19 protein-coding genes and 1 tRNA gene are annotated in these 16,429 nt (G+C 66.9%); 18 read left to right on the forward strand and 2 right to left on the reverse strand.

Annotation, left to right across the window (positions count from 1 at the left end):
* Positions 1 to 20: 20 nt before the first annotated feature.
* Positions 21 to 974: a MoxR family ATPase gene (locus RT456_RS17890; protein ID WP_313348578.1), complete on the reverse strand. Its 954-nt coding sequence runs from the start codon at positions 972 to 974 to the stop codon at positions 21 to 23.
* A gap of 40 nt (positions 975 to 1,014) precedes the next feature.
* Here RT456_RS17890 and RT456_RS17895 point away from each other — a divergent pair, with 40 nt between their 5' ends.
* Positions 1,015 to 2,856, forward strand: a complete 1,842-nt coding sequence (locus RT456_RS17895; RefSeq protein ID WP_313348579.1) for a glycosyltransferase family 39 protein — start codon at positions 1,015 to 1,017, stop codon at positions 2,854 to 2,856.
* A gap of 3 nt (positions 2,857 to 2,859) precedes the next feature.
* Here RT456_RS17895 and RT456_RS17900 read toward each other — a convergent pair whose 3' ends face one another.
* Positions 2,860 to 3,432, reverse strand: a complete 573-nt coding sequence (locus tag RT456_RS17900; RefSeq protein ID WP_313348580.1) for a Maf family nucleotide pyrophosphatase — start codon at positions 3,430 to 3,432, stop codon at positions 2,860 to 2,862.
* A 138-nt stretch (positions 3,433 to 3,570) separates the two neighbouring features.
* Here RT456_RS17900 and RT456_RS17905 point away from each other — a divergent pair, with 138 nt between their 5' ends.
* From RT456_RS17905 to RT456_RS17985, 17 genes are all read left to right on the forward strand, one after another.
* Positions 3,571 to 4,080 carry a YceD family protein gene (locus RT456_RS17905; RefSeq protein ID WP_313348603.1) on the forward strand — a complete coding sequence of 170 codons (510 nt, stop codon included), beginning with the start codon at positions 3,571 to 3,573 and terminating at the stop codon, positions 4,078 to 4,080.
* A gap of 108 nt (positions 4,081 to 4,188) precedes the next feature.
* Positions 4,189 to 4,386 carry a 50S ribosomal protein L32 gene (gene rpmF, locus RT456_RS17910; protein ID WP_070207941.1) on the forward strand — a complete coding sequence of 66 codons (198 nt, stop codon included), beginning with the start codon at positions 4,189 to 4,191 and terminating at the stop codon, positions 4,384 to 4,386.
* An 88-nt stretch (positions 4,387 to 4,474) separates the two neighbouring features.
* Positions 4,475 to 5,452, forward strand: a complete 978-nt coding sequence (locus tag RT456_RS17915; protein ID WP_313348581.1) for a beta-ketoacyl-ACP synthase III — start codon at positions 4,475 to 4,477, stop codon at positions 5,450 to 5,452.
* A 63-nt stretch (positions 5,453 to 5,515) separates the two neighbouring features.
* Complete coding sequence (locus RT456_RS17920; RefSeq protein WP_313348582.1) at positions 5,516 to 6,298, forward strand: serine/threonine protein phosphatase; 783 nt, start codon at positions 5,516 to 5,518, stop codon at positions 6,296 to 6,298.
* A gap of 136 nt (positions 6,299 to 6,434) precedes the next feature.
* Complete coding sequence (fabD, locus tag RT456_RS17925; RefSeq protein WP_313348583.1) at positions 6,435 to 7,379, forward strand: ACP S-malonyltransferase; 945 nt, start codon at positions 6,435 to 6,437, stop codon at positions 7,377 to 7,379.
* 76 nt (positions 7,380 to 7,455) lie between these two features.
* Positions 7,456 to 8,199, forward strand: a complete 744-nt coding sequence (fabG, locus tag RT456_RS17930) for a 3-oxoacyl-ACP reductase FabG (RefSeq protein WP_313348584.1) — start codon at positions 7,456 to 7,458, stop codon at positions 8,197 to 8,199.
* Positions 8,200 to 8,351: 152 nt separating this feature from the next.
* Positions 8,352 to 8,591: an acyl carrier protein gene (gene acpP, locus RT456_RS17935; protein WP_313348585.1), complete on the forward strand. Its 240-nt coding sequence runs from the start codon at positions 8,352 to 8,354 to the stop codon at positions 8,589 to 8,591.
* A gap of 136 nt (positions 8,592 to 8,727) precedes the next feature.
* A complete protein-coding gene (gene fabF, locus RT456_RS17940) occupies positions 8,728 to 9,990 on the forward strand; it encodes a beta-ketoacyl-ACP synthase II (RefSeq protein WP_313348587.1) in 1,263 nt (420 codons plus the stop codon).
* A gap of 86 nt (positions 9,991 to 10,076) precedes the next feature.
* Positions 10,077 to 11,432, forward strand: a complete 1,356-nt coding sequence (locus RT456_RS17945; protein WP_313348589.1) for an aminodeoxychorismate synthase component I — start codon at positions 10,077 to 10,079, stop codon at positions 11,430 to 11,432.
* Between the two features lie 113 nt (positions 11,433 to 11,545).
* The gene (mltG, locus tag RT456_RS17950; protein ID WP_313348591.1) at positions 11,546 to 12,604 is read left to right on the forward strand and encodes an endolytic transglycosylase MltG; all 1,059 of its coding nucleotides are present in this window, start codon (positions 11,546 to 11,548) and stop codon (positions 12,602 to 12,604) included.
* Entirely contained in the window at positions 12,601 to 13,269 is a 669-nt protein-coding gene (tmk, locus tag RT456_RS17955; protein ID WP_313348593.1) for a dTMP kinase, read from the forward strand. Before mltG ends, tmk begins: the two co-directional genes overlap by 4 nt.
* Entirely contained in the window at positions 13,262 to 14,218 is a 957-nt protein-coding gene (locus tag RT456_RS17960; protein WP_313348594.1) for a DNA polymerase III subunit delta', read from the forward strand. The genes tmk and RT456_RS17960 overlap by 8 nt, the downstream gene beginning before the upstream one ends.
* A complete protein-coding gene (locus RT456_RS17965) occupies positions 14,215 to 14,568 on the forward strand; it encodes a PilZ domain-containing protein (protein WP_313348595.1) in 354 nt (117 codons plus the stop codon). Before RT456_RS17960 ends, RT456_RS17965 begins: the two co-directional genes overlap by 4 nt.
* 65 nt (positions 14,569 to 14,633) lie before the next feature.
* Positions 14,634 to 14,708: transfer RNA gene (locus RT456_RS17970), tRNA-Val, on the forward strand.
* A 322-nt stretch (positions 14,709 to 15,030) separates the two neighbouring features.
* Entirely contained in the window at positions 15,031 to 15,519 is a 489-nt protein-coding gene (locus tag RT456_RS17975; RefSeq protein ID WP_313348596.1) for a hypothetical protein, read from the forward strand.
* The gene (locus RT456_RS17980; RefSeq protein WP_313348598.1) at positions 15,509 to 15,748 is read left to right on the forward strand and encodes a hypothetical protein; all 240 of its coding nucleotides are present in this window, start codon (positions 15,509 to 15,511) and stop codon (positions 15,746 to 15,748) included. The genes RT456_RS17975 and RT456_RS17980 overlap by 11 nt, the downstream gene beginning before the upstream one ends.
* 92 nt (positions 15,749 to 15,840) lie before the next feature.
* Positions 15,841 to 16,158 carry a HigA family addiction module antitoxin gene (locus tag RT456_RS17985; protein WP_313348600.1) on the forward strand — a complete coding sequence of 106 codons (318 nt, stop codon included), beginning with the start codon at positions 15,841 to 15,843 and terminating at the stop codon, positions 16,156 to 16,158.
* The last annotated feature ends 271 nt before the right edge of the window (positions 16,159 to 16,429 follow it).

Here is a 16,429-nt window from a genome sequence, read left to right on the forward strand (position 1 = left end):
CTCCCCAGCCGCTGCGCATCTCAATCCACCGGTACGGTCTGGAGGATCGCGCGGGCCAGTGCGGGCCCGTTGCTGGCCTCTGCCTCGGGTACCAGGCGGTGCCCCGCCACGGCCACGAACAGCGTCTGCACGTCTTCCGGCACCACGTGGCCGCGGCCCAGCAGCAGCGCATGCGCCTTGGCCGCACGCAGCAACGCCAGCCCCGCTCGCGGCGACAACCCCACGCGCACGCCGGTGTGCTGGCGGCTGCGGGCCAGCAGCGACTGCACGTACTGGATCAGCGCTTCACTGGCATGCACCTGGCCCACTGCATCGCGCAGCGTGCGCACCTGGTCGTCGCTGAGGCAGGCCGTCGCGCGCGCGATCAGGTGGCGGCGATCGGTGCCGCGCAGCAGCTCGCGTTCGGATTCGGGATTGGGGTAGCCCAGTGCCAGCCGCAGCAGGAAGCGGTCCAGCTGCGAATCGGGCAACGGGAACGTGCCCGACAGGTCCACCGGGTTCTGCGTGGCGATGACGAAGAACGGATCGGGCAGCGGATGGGTCACGCCATCCAGGGTGACCTGCTGTTCGGCCATCGCCTCGAGCAGGGCGCTCTGCGTACGCGGCGGCGCGCGGTTGATCTCATCGGCCAGCAGCACGTGGGTAAAGACCGGGCCGGGATGGAACTGGAACTGGCGGCTGCTCGCCTCGTAAACCGAGACGCCGAGCACATCTGCAGGCAGCAGGTCCGAGGTGAACTGCACACGCTGGAAGCCCAGCCCGAAGCTGGATGCCAAGGCATGTGCCAGCGTGGTCTTGCCCAGGCCCGGCAGATCCTCGATCAGCAGGTGGCCACCGGACAACAGGGCAACGAAGGCCAGTCTCACTTCATGGGCCTTGCCAAGCACCAGTCCGTTGACCTGGTCCTGGGCATCGCGCAGGGCTTGTCGCAGTACATCGGTTAGCATGGCGGGCACGCGGGGCGAAGATTCCATGTCCGTCTCGTGTCGTTGATTCCTTCGATTCTATAGAGCAATGCAGGGCGAACAACGCGCACGCACAATTTTTCTGGTGTTGTGGACGCTGATCACGGCCGTCAAGCTCGTGGTGGCCGCGCGTCTGCCCTTGTTCGTGGACGAAGCGTTCTACTGGCAGGAAGGTCAGCACCTCGCGGCGGCCTATTCGGATCTTCCCGGCCTGACCGCCTGGCTGGCGCGATTGGGCGTGGAGATGGGCGGCCAGCACGTGCTGGCACTGCGGCTTCCGTTCCTGGCCATCGGCGCGCTGCTGCCCTGGCTGGTCTCGCGCACCGCCACCCGCTGGTTCGGCGCCGTGGCGGGTTGGCAGGCCGGCAGCCTCACCCTGTTGATGCCGCTGTCGGCCACGCTGGGCATGCTCGCCGTACCGGACGTGCCGATGGCGCTGGCCGCGGTGCTGTGCCTGGATGCCGGCGCACGCCTGCTGCGCACGGTGGACGCGGCGGCGGCGGTGAAGCTGGCGCTGGGCCTGATGATCGGTGCGCTCAGCCACTACCGTTTCATCGGCGTGATCGTGGTGGGCTTCATCGTGCTGCTGTTGCTGCCGCAGGGTCGTCGCACGCTGCGTGATCCGCGCGTGTGGGTGGCGCTTGCGGTCGGTGTGATGGCCTGGCTGCCGCTGCTGGCGTGGAACGCCGACAACCAGGACGCCGGCCTGAAGTTCCAGGTGGTCGACCGCCATCCGTGGGCCTTCCAGTGGAGCGGCCTGTGGTTCCTGGTGATCCAGCCGATGCTGGTCACGCCCATTCTGTGCATCGCGATGTGGAAGGTGGCCTTGGCCGGCACCCGTTCCGGTGGCGGCGCGCGCGCACAGTGGCGCTACTTCGGCCTGGTGGGCGCGGTCTCCACGCTGGCGATCTTCGCGCTGGGCTTCTTCACCGATGTGGAGCGCATCAGCTTCCACTGGCCGCTGCCGGGCTACCTGGCCCTGCTGGTGGCGGTGCCGGTGGTGCTCAACGGCTGGCCGCGCTGGCTGCGCCGTACCGGGTGGTGGCTGGCCGGCACCGGCCTGGCGCTGGCGTTCGGCTATTACCTGATGGCATCCACGCCGTCGCTGCGCGAGCAGTTGGCCGGCTACAAGTACTACCCCCGCAACTTCGCCGGCTGGGCGCCGCTGGCCCACGCCGTGCGTGACGAGCTGGCCGCCATGCCGCCCGGCACCCGCGTGCTGGCGGGCAACTTCAAGGTAGGCGCCGAGCTCGGCTTCCAGCTGGACGATCCACGCATCGACGTCCTGCGCCACCCGCTCAACGACAAACACGGCCGCACCGCGCAGCTGGGCCTGTGGGGGCTGCTGCACGAGGGCCAGCGCGATGCGCCGATGCTGCTGGTGCTCTCACCCAGTGACCAGCGTTACCGCGACCTGCTTGAGCAGTACCACGACGTCTGCGCGCAGGTGGGGCCGTTGCCGCCGCCGCGCGTGGTCAGCCAGGACCATGGTTTCCAGCGGTTCCTTTTGTTCCGCCTGCCGGCGGCGCGCGCTGAGGGGCCCTGCGTCACGCCGGCCATGGCGTGGTTCGACACGCCACAGTCCGATGCGGTGGTCGGCGACAGCGTGGAAATACGTGGCTGGGCGTTCAAGGATGGGGTGGGGCTGTCGCGCGTGGACGTGCTGCTGGACGGGCGCCCCGCGACCACGGCGGTGTACGGCCGTCCCTACGACGTCACTGGCTTCTGGAAGATATCCAACGACCCGCAGCATCCCAACGTGGGCTTCGACGCCAAGGTGGACACGCGCGGGCTGGCGCCGGGGCGGCACTGGCTGGGCCTGGTCCTGCACGGCAACGACGGCAGCGTGGAAACCTGGCAGGAACAGCCGCTGGTGGTGCCCGAGCGCTGACGCTCAGGGCAGGCGGTAGCCGGCCTGGCGCAGCAGCGCGCTGAGTGCGATGAGCGGCAGGCCGATCAGCGCCGTGGGGTCGCGATTGTCGATCGCCTCGAAGAGCGTGATGCCCAGCCCCTCGCACTTGAAGCTGCCGGCGCAGTCCAGCGGCTGCTCGGTGGCGACGTAGCGCGCGATCTCCTCCGCCTCCAGCCGGCGGAACCGCACCTGGGTGAGGTCGCAGGCGTCCAGGATCTCGTCATCGCGGCGCAGGCACACCGCCGTATGGAAGGCCACCGTCTGGCCGGACATCGCCGCCAGCTGCGCGTGCGCACCGGCCACGTCGCCGGGCTTGCCCAGCGGGGCCCCGTTCAGGTCCGCGACCTGGTCCGACCCGATCACCCAGCGCCCCGGGTGGCGGGCAGCCACCTCGGCCGCCTTGGCCGCCGCCAGGCGCACGGCCAGCGCACGCGGGGCCTCGCCGGGGGCGGGGGTCTCGTCCACCTCGGGCCGTGCGGTCTCCAGCGGCAGGCCCAGGCGTTCCAGCAGTTCACGGCGGTAGCGGGAGGTGGAGGCCAGCAGCAGGGCAGTCATGCGACAATACCGGGGTCGAAAAGGGTGGGGCGCACTTTACCGCACCGTGCCGGCGGCCCTGCTTCGGGTAGCGCACGACCGCTGGTCATGCGGGGGGAATTGACAACGGTCAAAGTGGTCCTTAACATTCAGCGGCTTATGTCCGCGAACGTGCCCGAATTGCTGGATGCCTGGCGGATGGTCGCAGCACGAAGGTGCTTCGACGGTCAGGTGAAACTGGCAGAAATGACCCGCCTGCAAGGGCTTGTTGCCGATACCGAGGGCCAGTGCACCTATGCGCTGGAATTCGGACACGACGACATCCTGCGGGTATCCTATGTGGAACTGACCATCGATACCGCGCTGCCGCTGATCTGTCAGCGCAGCCTGCAGCGATTCCTGCTGCCGGTGTCGGTGAAGCAGCGGCTCGGCCTGATCCGCAACGAAGACGAAGAGTCCTCGCTGCCGGAAGAGTACGAACCGTGGCTGGTGCCGGAAGACGGCAACCTGCGACCGCTGGAGCTGGTTGAGGACGAACTGGTCCTGGCCGTGCCCGTGGTACCGCTGTCGCCCGAGGGCGAGGCGGTGGACCGGGACTGGGCACCGACCGAAGAAGAACAGAGCAAGGCCAATCCGTTTGCGGCATTGGCGGCGCTGAAGAAACAATAGCAGCCGGATTGTCGTCGGCGGCTGCGGCGAAAGCGAAGTATGTGCTGGGCGCTGGCGTCCTGCGCGACGATACGACGAAGCAAATCGAACCGAGTTTGGAGCAATCCCATGGCTGTGCAGAAATCCCGTGTTACCCCGTCCCGCCGCGGCCAGCGCCGTTCGCATGACGCCCTGAGCGCCAAGCAGCTGTCCACCGACCCGACCACCGGCGAAGTGCATCTGCGTCACCACATCACCGCTGACGGTTTCTACCGCGGCAAGAAGGTGATCGCGACCAAGTCGAACTCGGCCGTCGAAGAAGATTGATTTGTGAAGGCCGCTGCCCGGTCGGGCAGCGGCCTTTACCCCTTTCTTCCCGGCTGTCAGTGTTGATGGCCGTGCTACAGGATATGTAATGAGCAAGCGGATCTACTCGAGGATCGCGGGCACTGGTAGTTATTTGCCCGAAAAAGTGTTGACCAACCAGGATCTGGAGAAAATGGTCGACACCAGCGATGAGTGGATCCAGACGCGCACCGGTATTCGTGAGCGGCACATTGCCGCCGACACGGAAACCACCAGTGACCTCGGCTACCACGCCGCGGTACGTGCGCTGGAAGCGGCCGGTATCGACGCTTCCCAGCTCGACATGATCGTGGTGGGTACCACGACCCCCGATCTGATCTTCCCGTCCACCGCGTGCCTGATCCAAGCCAAGCTCGGTGCGACCGGCTGCCCTGCCTTCGACGTCAACGCGGCCTGTTCGGGTTTCGTGTTCGCGCTGGGCGTGGCCGACAAATTCATCCGCTCCGGTGACGCCCGCCATGTGCTGGTCATCGGTGCGGAAACCCTGACCCGCATCGTCGACTGGACCGAGCGCACCACCTGCGTGCTGTTCGGCGATGGCGCAGGCGCGGTCGTGCTCAAGGCCGACGAAGACACCGGCATCCTCAGCACCCACCTGCATTCGGACGGCAGCAAGAAAGAACTGCTGTGGAACCCGGTGGGCGTCTCGGCCGGCTTCGGCGAGGGCGAGCAGGCCCGCGGCGCGATCCTGATGAAGGGCAACGACGTGTTCAAGTACGCCGTCAAGGCGCTGGACTCGGTCGTGGACGAAACCCTGGATGCCAATGGCCTGACCAAGGCCGACCTGGACTGGCTGATTCCGCACCAGGCCAACCTGCGCATCATCGAAGCCACTGCCAAGCGCCTGGACATGTCCATGGACCAGGTGGTGGTGACGGTGGACAAGCACGGCAACACCTCCTCGGCCTCGGTGCCGATGGCGCTGGACGTGGCGGTCCGCTCCGGTCGTGTCGAGCGCGGCCAACTGCTGCTGCTCGAAGCATTCGGTGGCGGCTTCACCTGGGGTTCGGCGCTGCTGCGTTATTAATACGTTAATCGGTTCATACGAAACGGCCCCCGATGGGGCCGTTTTGCATTCTGGAGGTGTGTCATGGTCGAACCCATCGTCATCGAGGGCCAGCGCGCCTGGCTGAAGCAGTACGGCGAGGGCAGCCGCGCGGTTGCGCTGGGCCTGCTCAAGTTCATTGCAAACCGCTTCCAGCTCGATGCGCTGCGCCCGCCGCCGCACCGGGGCGGTGATGCGGCGCGCGAAACCGAAGCGCGCCGGCTCGCGGAACTGCAGGCGCAAGGCGTGAACGTGCCGCATGTGATCGGCAGCGGCCACGCGTCGCTGGTGCTGGGTGACAACGGCACCTCGTTCAACACCTGCCTGCGCCAAGCCGACGATGCGGGGCGCGACGTGCTGGTCGCGGCGGCGATGCAGGCCATCGCGGTGGCGCACGCCAAGGGCGCCTATTTCGGCCAGCCGTTGCCGCGCAACCTCACCTGGGACGGGCAGAACATTGGCTTCATCGATTTCGAGGAAGACCCGCTGGAAGTGATGGACCTGGCGCAGGCGCAGGCCCGCGACTGGCTGATGTTCGGTTACGGCGTGGCCAGGTATTACGAGCACCGCCCGGCGCAGCTGCAGGCGCTGATGGCAGCGGCGATGGACGGCGCGGAGGCACCGGTGCTGGCGCACGCGCATGCGGTGTCGGGCCGCTTGCAGCGGCTGGCGCGGTACGGCATGAAGATGGGCCGTTCGGCGCGCGCGCTGGCGCACGCCATCGTGATCGTGCACGGGGCAACGACCTTGGGCATGTTGATGCTGGCCGCCATCTGCTTCGATTTCTTTACCGATGGCGACCTGGACATTCTGCAGTTGTTTGTCTGAAAGGGGAGCCGACTGACAGTCGGCTCTACCCCACGTGTACGGCGGCCGTACCCGCGTCTCAATACGCGTCAGTACAGACGAAGGGCCGTTTTCCCCTTTATCATTCGCCGTTCGTTTTTTGCAGGCGGAACTCCGCGTGACCGACCCCAATCTCGCTTTCGTGTTCCCCGGCCAGGGCTCGCAGTCGCTGGGCATGCTGGCCGAACTGGCCGAGCTGCACCCGCAGGTGCGTGAAGCGTTCACCGAGGCGTCCGATGGCGCCGGGGTGGACCTGTGGGCCCTCTCGCAGGGCGGTCCGGAAGAGATGCTCAACCGCACCGAATACACCCAGCCGGCCCTGCTGGCCGCCAGCATTGGCGTGTGGCGCGTGTGGAACGCCCTGGGCGGTGCCAAGCCGGCCGTGCTGGCGGGCCACAGCCTGGGCGAGTACAGCGCCCTGGTCGCCGCCGGCGCCCTGACCCTGCGTGACGGTGCCCACCTGGTGCGGCTGCGTGGCCAGCTCATGCAGGACGCCGCGCCGGCCGGCGTGGGGGCCATGGCCGCCGTGCTCGGCGCCGAAGACGCCCTGGTGCTGGAGGTCTGCGAGCAGGCTGCCGGCAGCCAGGTCGTGGTGCCGGCCAACTACAACTCGCCCGGCCAGATCGTCATCGGTGGCGACGCCGCCGCCGTCGACCGTGCCCTGGCCCTGCTGGCCGAAAAGGGCGTGCGCAAGGCCGTGAAGCTGGCCGTCAGCGTGCCCTCGCACACCCCGCTCATGCGCGAAGCCGCCAACCGCCTGGCCGAAACCATGGCCGGCCTGGACTGGCGCGTGCCCACGCTGCCGGTGGTGCAGAACGTCGACGCCCGCGTCCACGATGGCGTGGATGCCATCCGCCAGGCCCTGGTCCAGCAGTTGTACCAGCCCGTCCAGTGGACCGGCTGCGTGCAGGCGCTGGCCGCGCGCGGCGTGACCCGCGTGGCCGAATGCGGCCCCGGCAAGGTGCTCACCGGATTGATCAAGCGCATCGACAAGTCGCTGGAAGCGCGCACACTGTCCACGCCCGCAGATTTCGAGGACGCCCGCGAAACCTGGGCTGCCTGACACCTTCCGATCGCGTCCGTGACGCGCCAGCCCCCGGGCCGGTGCGGCGGAGTGGTCCCGTTCGAGGAAACAGAACATGAGCAAGCCCCTTCAGGGTGAAATCGCACTGGTGACCGGCGCCAGCCGTGGCATCGGTGCCGCGATCGCCGACGCACTGGCCGCGCAGGGCGCGACCGTCATCGGCACCGCCACCACCGAATCCGGTGCTGCCGCCATCGGCGAGCGCCTGGCCGCGTCCGGCGGCCACGGCCGCGCGCTGAACGTGACCGACCCGGCCGCGCTCGAGGCGGTGCTCGACGGTATTGCCAAGGAATTCGGTGCCATCACCATCCTGGTCAACAACGCCGGCATCACCCGCGACAACCTGCTGCTGCGCATGAAGGAAGAGGACTGGCAGGCCATCCTCGACACCAACCTGACCAGCGTGTTCCGCACCTCCAAGGCCGTCATCCGCGGCATGATGAAGGCGCGCAAGGGCCGCATCATCAACATCGCCTCGGTGATCGGCGTGACCGGCAATGCCGGCCAGGCCAATTACGCCGCGGCCAAGGCCGGCATCATTGCCTTCTCCAAGTCGCTGGCCAAGGAAATCGGCTCGCGCGGCATCACGGTGAACGTGGTGGCGCCGGGCTTCATCGACACCGACATGACCAAGGCCCTGCCCGAAGAGCAGCGCACCGGTCTGGTCAAGTCCATCGCCCTGGAACGCCTGGGCGAACCGGCCGACATCGCCAATGCGGTGGCGTTCCTGGCCGGTCCCTCGGCCAGCTACATCACCGGCGAAACCCTCCATGTGAACGGCGGCATGTACATGCCGTAAGCATGTGGTGCATGGATTGCGCCGCAAGTGGTTGATCTAAAAGGCGTTTCGCAGCGATGCAAGGCGCCACCGGTTTCCACTACACTATCCCACGGTCATCCATCATCGGATGGCGTCACTTTGAACCACTACTCCATCTGGAGCGATATCCAATGAGCACCATCGAAGCACGCGTCAAGAAAATCGTCGTCGAACAGCTTGGCGTCAAGGAAGAAGAAGTCACCAACAGCGCATCGTTCGTCGATGACCTGGGCGCTGACTCGCTGGACACCGTTGAACTGGTGATGGCGCTGGAAGAAGAGTTCGAGTGCGAGATCCCGGACGAAGAAGCCGAGAAGATCAGCACCGTCCAGGCTGCAATCGACTACATCAACGCCCACGTCAAGGCTTGATGTCAGGCGGCTTGCGCGCGGTCGTGGCCAACGCCGCTACCGCGTGCAGCAAACCCATGGGGCCGCGCTTGCGGCCCTGTGCATTTGAGCGTTACACCGCGTCATACCCGCAACACCCGGGTCAGGAGAATCTGCAATGAAGCGTCGCGTCGTCGTTACCGGCATGGGCATGGTCTCGCCGTTGGGCAATGATATGGCCACCAGTTGGAAGGGCATCACCGAAGGCCGTTCCGGCATCGGTCCGCTGACCAACGTTTCGCAATCCTACCTGGACCGTTTCACCACCAAGATTGCAGGTGAGGTCAAGGAATTCGACATCACCGCCGACAACGAACAGTTCGGCAAGTTCCGGGTCAGTGGCAAGGATGCCAAGAAGATGGACCCCTTCATCCATTACGGCCTCGGTGCCTCTTTCATGGCCCTGAATGATTCGGGCCTGGAGATCACCGACGCCAATGCCGAGCGTATCGGCGCCATCGTCGGCGCGGGCATCGGCGGCCTGCTCGGTATCGAAGAGCAGACCATCGAGTTCCACGAGGGCAAGAAGATCTCGCCCTTCTACGTGCCCAAGACCATCATCAACATGCTCCCGGGCCAGCTGAGCATCATCACCGGCCTGAAGGGTCCGTCGTTCTCGGCGGTCTCGGCGTGCGCGACCTCGAACCACTCGATCGGCACCGCCATGCGCATGATCCAGTACGGCGATGCGGACGTGATGGTGGTGGGCGGTGCCGAACGCGGCTCCTCGCCGACCGCGCTGGGCGGCTTCTGCGCCATGAAGGCCATGAGCACCCGCAACGACGCGCCCACCGAGGCCTCGCGCCCGTGGGACAAGGATCGCGACGGCTTCGTGCTGGGCGACGGTGCCGGCATCCTCATCCTGGAAGAGTACGAACACGCCAAGGCGCGTGGCGCGCGCATCTACGCTGAGCTGGCCGGCTTCGGCGCCAGCTCCGATGCGTACCACATGACCGCGCCGAGCGAGAACGGCGAAGGCGCCGCGCGCTGCATGGCGATGGCCCTCAAGGACGCCGGCGTCACTCCGGACCAGGTCGGTTACCTCAACGCGCACGGCACCTCCACGCCGCTGGGCGACCTGGGCGAAACCATGGCCATGAAGACCGCCTTCGGCGACCACGCCAAGAAGATGATGGTCAGCTCCACCAAGTCCATGACCGGCCACCTGCTGGGCGCGGCCGGCGGCGTGGAAGCCATCTTCTCGGTGCTGGCCCTGCAGGACAACATCATTCCGCCCACCATCAACCTGCATGAAGCGGGCGAGGGCTGCGACCTGGATTACGTGCCCAACACCGCACGCGACGCCAAGGTGGATGTGGTGATGTCGAACGGCTTCGGCTTCGGCGGCACCAACGGCACGCTGGTGTTCAAGCGGGTCTGACCGCGCCCTCCAACGCCTTCGCACCGGGCCGCCATCATGGCGGCCTTGGTGTATCTGGCCCCCGCACTCCCTTCGGTCCCCCCGCCATGTTCCAGACCCGCCTGCTGCCTGATTCCACCGACCTGCTCGCCCTGCAGCGCCTGGCGCCGCAGCGCTACCCGCTGCTCATGGAATCCACCGCCTCGGGCACCGCCCAGGGCCGCTGGGACCTGCTGCTGATGGGCAACGGCGCGTCGCTGGCGCTGCATGCCGACGGTGCCGTGCGCGACCACGCCGGGGCCATCCATGCGGGTACCTTCCTGGACGTGCTGGACGCCCACTGGCAGGCCCTGCGCCTGCCGCGCGAGGAAACCGGCCTGCCGTTCCGGGGCGGCTGGGCGCTGATGCTGGATTACGAACTGGCCGCCCAGATCGAAACCGTACTCAGCCTGCCGGCGCGCGCCGACGGCCTGCCCAGCGCACTGGCCCTGCGTTGCCCCGCCGCCGTCCTGCACGACCGCGTGCTGGGCCAGTTCCATGCCGTGTGCGAAACCGACCACGCCGCGCTGCTGGACACCCTGCTGGAAGACCTGGACGCCACCGCCACGCTGCCGCCGCTGCCGCAGTGGCAGCCACCGGCGCAGGTGGACGAAGACGCCCCCACGCGCTTCACCGACGGCGTGGGCAAGGTCATCGACTACCTGCGCGCCGGCGACGTGTTCCAGGTGAACCTGTCGCGGCGCTGGTCGGCATGCTTCGAAGACACCCTGTCGCCGCAGGCGCTGTATGCCCAGCTGCGCGTGGCCAACCCCGCACCGTTTGCCGGCCTGTTCATCGCGCAGGGCAGGGCGGTGGTGAGCTCCTCGCCCGAGCGCTTGGTTTCGGTTCATGGCGACGACGTGCAGACCCGCCCCATCGCGGGCACCCGCCCGCGCTTCGCCGGCGATGACGATGCCGAGCGCATCCGCGAGCTGGTGGGCCACCCCAAGGAGCGCGCCGAACACGTGATGCTCATCGACCTGGAACGCAACGACCTGGGCCGCATCTGCACTCCAGGCAGCGTAGAGGTGGACGAACTGATGAGCGTGGAAAGCTACGCCCACGTGCACCACATCGTGAGCAACGTGCGCGGCCGCCTGCGCCAGGGCGTCAGCCCGGGCCAGGTGATTGCCGCCACCTTCCCCGGCGGCACCATCACCGGCTGCCCCAAGGTGCGCTGCATGCAGATCATTGCCGAGCTCGAGCAGACCGCACGCGGCGCCTACACCGGCGCCTTCGGCTGGTTGAACCGGGATGGCGACCTGGACCTGAACATCCTCATCCGCACCGCCGAAGTGGCCGCCGACCGCGCCAGCTTCCGCACCGGCGCGGGCATCGTCGTCGATTCGGACCCGGCCAGGGAACTCGACGAAACCCGCGCCAAGGCCCGTGGCCTCATGCGCGCGCTCGGCCGCCAGGAATGAGCCAAGGTATGCTGTAGAGCGGTCGCGTAGAGACACGCCATGCGTGTCCCGCGGAAACGAACACACCCGTAGAGCCACGCCCTGCGTGGCTGCACCACCCCACCGAGGTATGCATGGCAGGCGTAAAACGAGGTTGTCTCACGGTCCTTGCGGTACTGCTGCTCGGCGCACTGCTGCTGGCCGCCGCAGGCGCCTGGTTCTGGCACAGCCAGAGCGGCTTCGCAGATGAGCCCATCACCCCCGACCAGCCCAGCATGGTCATCGCCTCCGGCGATGGCCTGCAGACCGTCCTGCGCAACCTGCGCACCGCCGGCGTGGACGAGGGCAGCGACACCCAGTGGCAGCTGCTCGCCCGCCAGCTCGACGTCGCCGGCAAACTCAAGGTCGGCGAATACGCCCTGGACCCCGGCCTCACCCCGCGCGAGCTGCTTACCCGCATGCGCCAGGGCCGCACCCTCCAGCACCGCGTCACCATCGTCGAAGGCTGGAACATCCGCCAGCTGCGCGCCGCCCTCAAGCGCGCCGACCCGCTGGTGCACACCACCGACGCCCTCGACGACGCCGCCCTGATGAAGGCGCTCGGCTTCCCCGGCCAGCACCCCGAAGGCCGCTTCCTGCCCGAGACCTACGTCTACCAGCGTGGCGACACCGACGTGGATGTGCTCAAGCGCGCCCACGCCGCCATGGAAAAGGAGTTGGCCGCGGCCTGGGAAAGCCGCGCCGACGACCTGCCGCTGAACTCGCCGTACGAGCTGCTCATCCTGGCCTCCATCATCGAAAAAGAAACCGCGCTGCCCAGCGAGCGCCCGCAGATCGCCGGCGTGTTCATGCGCCGCCTCAAGATGGGCATGCGCCTGCAGACCGACCCCACCGTCATCTACGGCATCGGCAGCAGCTACGACGGCAACATCCGCAAGCGCGACCTCACCACCGACACCCCGTACAACACCTATACCCGCGCCGGCCTCACCCCCACGCCCATCGCCATGCCGGGCCGTGATGCCCTGCAGGCCACTGCCCGCCCCGCCGCGGGTGACGCCCTGTACTTCGTCGCCGTGGGCGACGGCAGCGGCGCGCACGTGTTCTCGGCCACCTACGCCGACCACAACGCCGCCGTGGCCCGTTACCTGCAGCAGCTGCGCCAGCAGCGCAGCCAGGCGGCGCCGCAGTGAGCCCGGCGCTGCACCGCCACCCGCGCTTCATCAGCCTTGAGGGCGGCGAGGGCGCGGGCAAGTCCACCGCCATCAATGCCGTGCGCGAGGCCCTGCACGCGCGGGGCCACGAGGTCGTGCTCACCCGCGAGCCCGGCGGCACCCCGCTGGCCGAGCGCATCCGCGCGCTCATCCTCACCCCGGACGAACAGGTGGCCGCCGAGCCGCTCTCGGCCGAGGCCGAGCTGCTGCTCGTGTTCGCCGCCCGCGCCCAGCACGTGCGCCAGGTGATCGAGCCCGCGCTGCGCCGTGGCTGCTACGTGCTCAGCGACCGCTTCACCGATTCCAGCTACGCCTACCAGGGCGGCGGCCGGGGCCTGGAGCCGGAATGGATTGCCGATCTCGAGCGCCGCGCCGTGGGCCTGCTGCCCGGCCTGACCCTGCTGCTGGATGTGGACGTGGCCGTGGGCCGCGCCCGCGCCAATGGCCGCGACCTGTGGCCGGACCGCATCGAGAGCGAGCAGGACGACTTCTTCCAGCGCGTGCGCGCGGTATTCCGCCAGCGCGCCGCGCAGGACCCTGAGCGCTTCCGCCTCATCGACGCCGGCCAGGACCAGGCCGGTGTCGCCGCCCAGGTGGTGGATGCCATCAACGCGTACCTCAGCAAGGAGGGTGGCAATGGCTGAGTTCTCCCCCTGGCAGCAGCGCGCCTATGACCAGACCGTGGCCGCGCTCGACGCCGACCGGCTGGGCCATGGCCTGCTCATCTGCGGGCCGGCTGGCCTGGGCAAGCGCGAGGTCGCCCTGCGCCTGGCCAAGCATGTGCTGTGCCGTGGCGAGCCCGCCGCCGCCCAGCGTAGCGCCCAGCTCATCGCCGCCGGGACCCATCCGGACCTGCAGCTGATCTCGTTCATTCCCAACAAGACCGGCGACAAGCTGCGCACCGAGATCGTCATCGAGCAGGTGCGCGAGGTCTCCCAGAAGCTCTCGCTCACCCCGCAGTACGGCATCGCCCAGGTGGTGATCGTCGACCCGGCCGACGCCATCAACCGCGCCGCCTGCAACGCCCTGCTCAAGACCCTGGAAGAGCCGCAGCCCGGCCGCTACCTGTGGCTGATCAGCAGCGATCCCGCGCGCCTGCCGGCCACCGTGCGCAGCCGCTGCCAGCGCCTGGAATTCAAACTGCCGCCGCGCGACGAAAGCCTGGCCTGGCTGCAGGCCCAGGGCCACAACGAAAACAGCGCCCGCGAGGCCCTGGATGCCGCGCGCGGCCACCCCGGCCTGGCCGACAACTGGCTGCGCAACGACGGCCTGGCCCTGCGCCGGCAGGTAGCCACCGACCTGGAAGCGCTGGTCGCCGGTCGCTCCGGTGCGGTGGAACTGGCCCAGCACTGGACCGCGGACGAGAACGCGGCCCTGCGCCTGCGCCACGCGGCGGATCTGGCATTGGCCCAGGCCACCGGTGGTGGCTTGACCGATCCAGAGCGATTGCACAAGCTGGGGGCCTGGTTCGACGCCGCCAACCGTACCCGCGATCTGTTGCGCACCACCGTGCGCGCCGACCTGGCGGTGGTGGAATTGTTGTTGGCCTGGAACAAGGTCAACGAGCGGCAAGTAAAGGGGAATAGAGCATGAGCGCCACCAACGCCCGCCAGGGCATCCTGTCGCTGGCCGTCAAGGATAAAACCGCGCTGTACAGCGCCTACATGCCGTACGTGAAGAACGGCGGCATCTTCGTGCCCACGCCCAAGCGTTACTTCCTGGGCGACGAGGTGTTCCTGCTGCTCACCCTGCCGGACTCCAGCGAACGCCTGCCGGTCGCCGGCAAGGTCGTCTGGGTCACCCCGGCGGGCGCCCAGGGCAACCGCGCGGCCGGCATCGGCGTGCAGCTGGCAGAAGGGCAGGAGGGCGAGAACGTGCGCAACAAGATCGAGACCGCGCTGGCCGGCACCCTGAATTCGGACAAGCCCACGCACACGATGTGAAGATTTTTGGGGAAACCCGTTGACGCGAAATTTTGCCGCCCTATAATGAGCGGCTCAGCAGCATCGGGCGGTTAGCTCAGCGGTAGAGCATTGCCTTCACACGGCAAGGGTCACAAGTTCGAACCTTGTACCGCCCACCATGAATTCAAGCGTTAAGACAAAAACCGGCGAAAGCCGGTTTTTTCGTTTTTCGCTCTTCAGGCGTTTCGCGCCGCGCAGCGGGCCAGTCCGTTTAGCTGTCAGGCCGCTCAAGCCACACCGTAGGCTGAGCTGATCGAGTCCTGAGAATCAGCAGAATCAAGCGACTTCCCATCCTCCGCATTAGGCGGCAGTCTGTTCTGCACAGTCGGCAGAGCATTTGAACATTGACCGCCCCTGGTTTCCGCCGGCGGGTTGATGCGTCTGTGACCGATGACATTCGAGGGAACGATCCAGTGCGGTGGGCATGGATGAAGGAATGACATGAACGATATTTCAGGTCCGCAAGACGTGTACAAGTGCCTGGTCGAGGAGGCTCCAGAGGGCTGGCTTCTCGGGCTGCTCGCGTTCGCGGTCCTTGAGGAGCAGCGGATCGATTGGATGCGTCATGTAGAGGCAAAATCAGGGGTGGTCACCACCAGCGATCAGATTCGGACCTGGTACGAACAGCTGCCCAGTTCGGCATTGGATCGGGCACGCGGCAATGCGGAGAACGTGCTGAATGCGTACGCCCAAGAGGTTACCAGGTCTATTGATGAGGGCTATAAGAGGGCGGCAATGGACGGCGTCGTGGTAGCCGAAATTCGATCAAGCAGCAGGTTCTGGCCCAAGTTTCTCGCCAACGTGGCCGCCGGACTCGTCGGTACGCTCATGTTTTCAGTTCTTCTTGTATTGATTGTGCTCGTTGCCCTGCGCGATCCTTCCCCTGTTGCAATCATCAAGCAAGTTCAGGAGGCTCAACGTGTCAAATGAACCGATTTCCGAGGATGTGGCGGCGGCCGCCTACAAGGTGCTCCACGACAAGGCGAACAGCAAGCGGGAGAAGACGGCCGCCCGCTTGTATGCGTCACAGCACTACACAGTCTTGAGCAGTTTTTCACCGGCCAAGAAGGCCGCATATCAAATTCTCAGGGACCCTTCGAGAAGCAAGGCGGCCATGGTGGCTGCAGGATTGACCTTGGAACAGTTCACGAAGCGGTGAGTCGCCAGCCCGCTGCAGCAGTGCTTTGTTGGCGCTGAGCGAGCCCGCTTCGACGGGGTGAGTAATTCCTGAAAGCTGGAGCGGAGGAGAAGATGAGGCGCGCCACCGCGAACAGCGTCGCCACCATGCACCCACCGGTCCTTCCAGGCGAAGTGCTGGCAGAAGAATTTCTGGCCCCGCTTGGGATGTCCGCCAAGGCGTTGGCGAAAGCAGTTGAAATGTCACCCGTCAGCGTCTCGCACATCATTGCCGGTAGCCGTGCCATTACCGCCGACACCGCCCTGCGCTTGGGGCGCTATTTCGGCACCACCGCTCAGGTATGGCTGAACCTGCAGACCAACTACGACTTGGCGATCGCCAGCGTCGCGCTGGCGGAAACGATCGAACATATCCGCCCCCGCGCGGCTTGACCGAATAGCGCATCGGCGGAAGTCAGTGCATCCCCGTCATGGAATGGCAAAGCCCCCGCCTCTCGGCGGGGGTTTTTTATTGGGCGGCAGTCGCGCGTAAAGAAAGGAGAGGGGCACGGTTCACGAAGAGGTGAGTCGCCGGCAGCTTGCGGCCGTCTCGGTTGCTCGGTCGGTATAGCCATCACTTGTTGGTTGGATCGGGTGGTCCTAAGATCGTGAACCTGCCCCGCTGAAACGGACGCCAAGAAGCGATAATTTGATCGCACTTGGA

It is taken from the genome of Stenotrophomonas sp., assembly GCF_032099025.1.
Lineage (GTDB): Bacteria > Pseudomonadota > Gammaproteobacteria > Xanthomonadales > Xanthomonadaceae > Stenotrophomonas.

What these genes read in the sequence shown, in the direction of transcription:
- RT456_RS17890 (WP_313348578.1), bottom strand. Translation starts at nt 974, where the DNA reads ATGGAATCTTCGCCCCGCGTGCCCGCCATGCTAACCGATGTACTGCGA.
- RT456_RS17895 (WP_313348579.1), top strand. Translation starts at nt 1,015, where the DNA reads ATGCAGGGCGAACAACGCGCACGCACAATTTTTCTGGTGTTGTGGACG.
- RT456_RS17900 (WP_313348580.1), bottom strand. Translation starts at nt 3,432, where the DNA reads ATGACTGCCCTGCTGCTGGCCTCCACCTCCCGCTACCGCCGTGAACTG.
- RT456_RS17905 (WP_313348603.1), top strand. Translation starts at nt 3,571, where the DNA reads ATGTCCGCGAACGTGCCCGAATTGCTGGATGCCTGGCGGATGGTCGCA.
- rpmF (WP_070207941.1), top strand. Translation starts at nt 4,189, where the DNA reads ATGGCTGTGCAGAAATCCCGTGTTACCCCGTCCCGCCGCGGCCAGCGC.
- RT456_RS17915 (WP_313348581.1), top strand. Translation starts at nt 4,475, where the DNA reads ATGAGCAAGCGGATCTACTCGAGGATCGCGGGCACTGGTAGTTATTTG.
- RT456_RS17920 (WP_313348582.1), top strand. Translation starts at nt 5,516, where the DNA reads ATGGTCGAACCCATCGTCATCGAGGGCCAGCGCGCCTGGCTGAAGCAG.
- fabG (WP_313348584.1), top strand. Translation starts at nt 7,456, where the DNA reads ATGAGCAAGCCCCTTCAGGGTGAAATCGCACTGGTGACCGGCGCCAGC.
- acpP (WP_313348585.1), top strand. Translation starts at nt 8,352, where the DNA reads ATGAGCACCATCGAAGCACGCGTCAAGAAAATCGTCGTCGAACAGCTT.
- fabF (WP_313348587.1), top strand. Translation starts at nt 8,728, where the DNA reads ATGAAGCGTCGCGTCGTCGTTACCGGCATGGGCATGGTCTCGCCGTTG.
- RT456_RS17945 (WP_313348589.1), top strand. Translation starts at nt 10,077, where the DNA reads ATGTTCCAGACCCGCCTGCTGCCTGATTCCACCGACCTGCTCGCCCTG.
- mltG (WP_313348591.1), top strand. Translation starts at nt 11,546, where the DNA reads ATGGCAGGCGTAAAACGAGGTTGTCTCACGGTCCTTGCGGTACTGCTG.
- RT456_RS17960 (WP_313348594.1), top strand. Translation starts at nt 13,262, where the DNA reads ATGGCTGAGTTCTCCCCCTGGCAGCAGCGCGCCTATGACCAGACCGTG.
- RT456_RS17965 (WP_313348595.1), top strand. Translation starts at nt 14,215, where the DNA reads ATGAGCGCCACCAACGCCCGCCAGGGCATCCTGTCGCTGGCCGTCAAG.
- RT456_RS17975 (WP_313348596.1), top strand. Translation starts at nt 15,031, where the DNA reads ATGAACGATATTTCAGGTCCGCAAGACGTGTACAAGTGCCTGGTCGAG.
- RT456_RS17985 (WP_313348600.1), top strand. Translation starts at nt 15,841, where the DNA reads ATGAGGCGCGCCACCGCGAACAGCGTCGCCACCATGCACCCACCGGTC.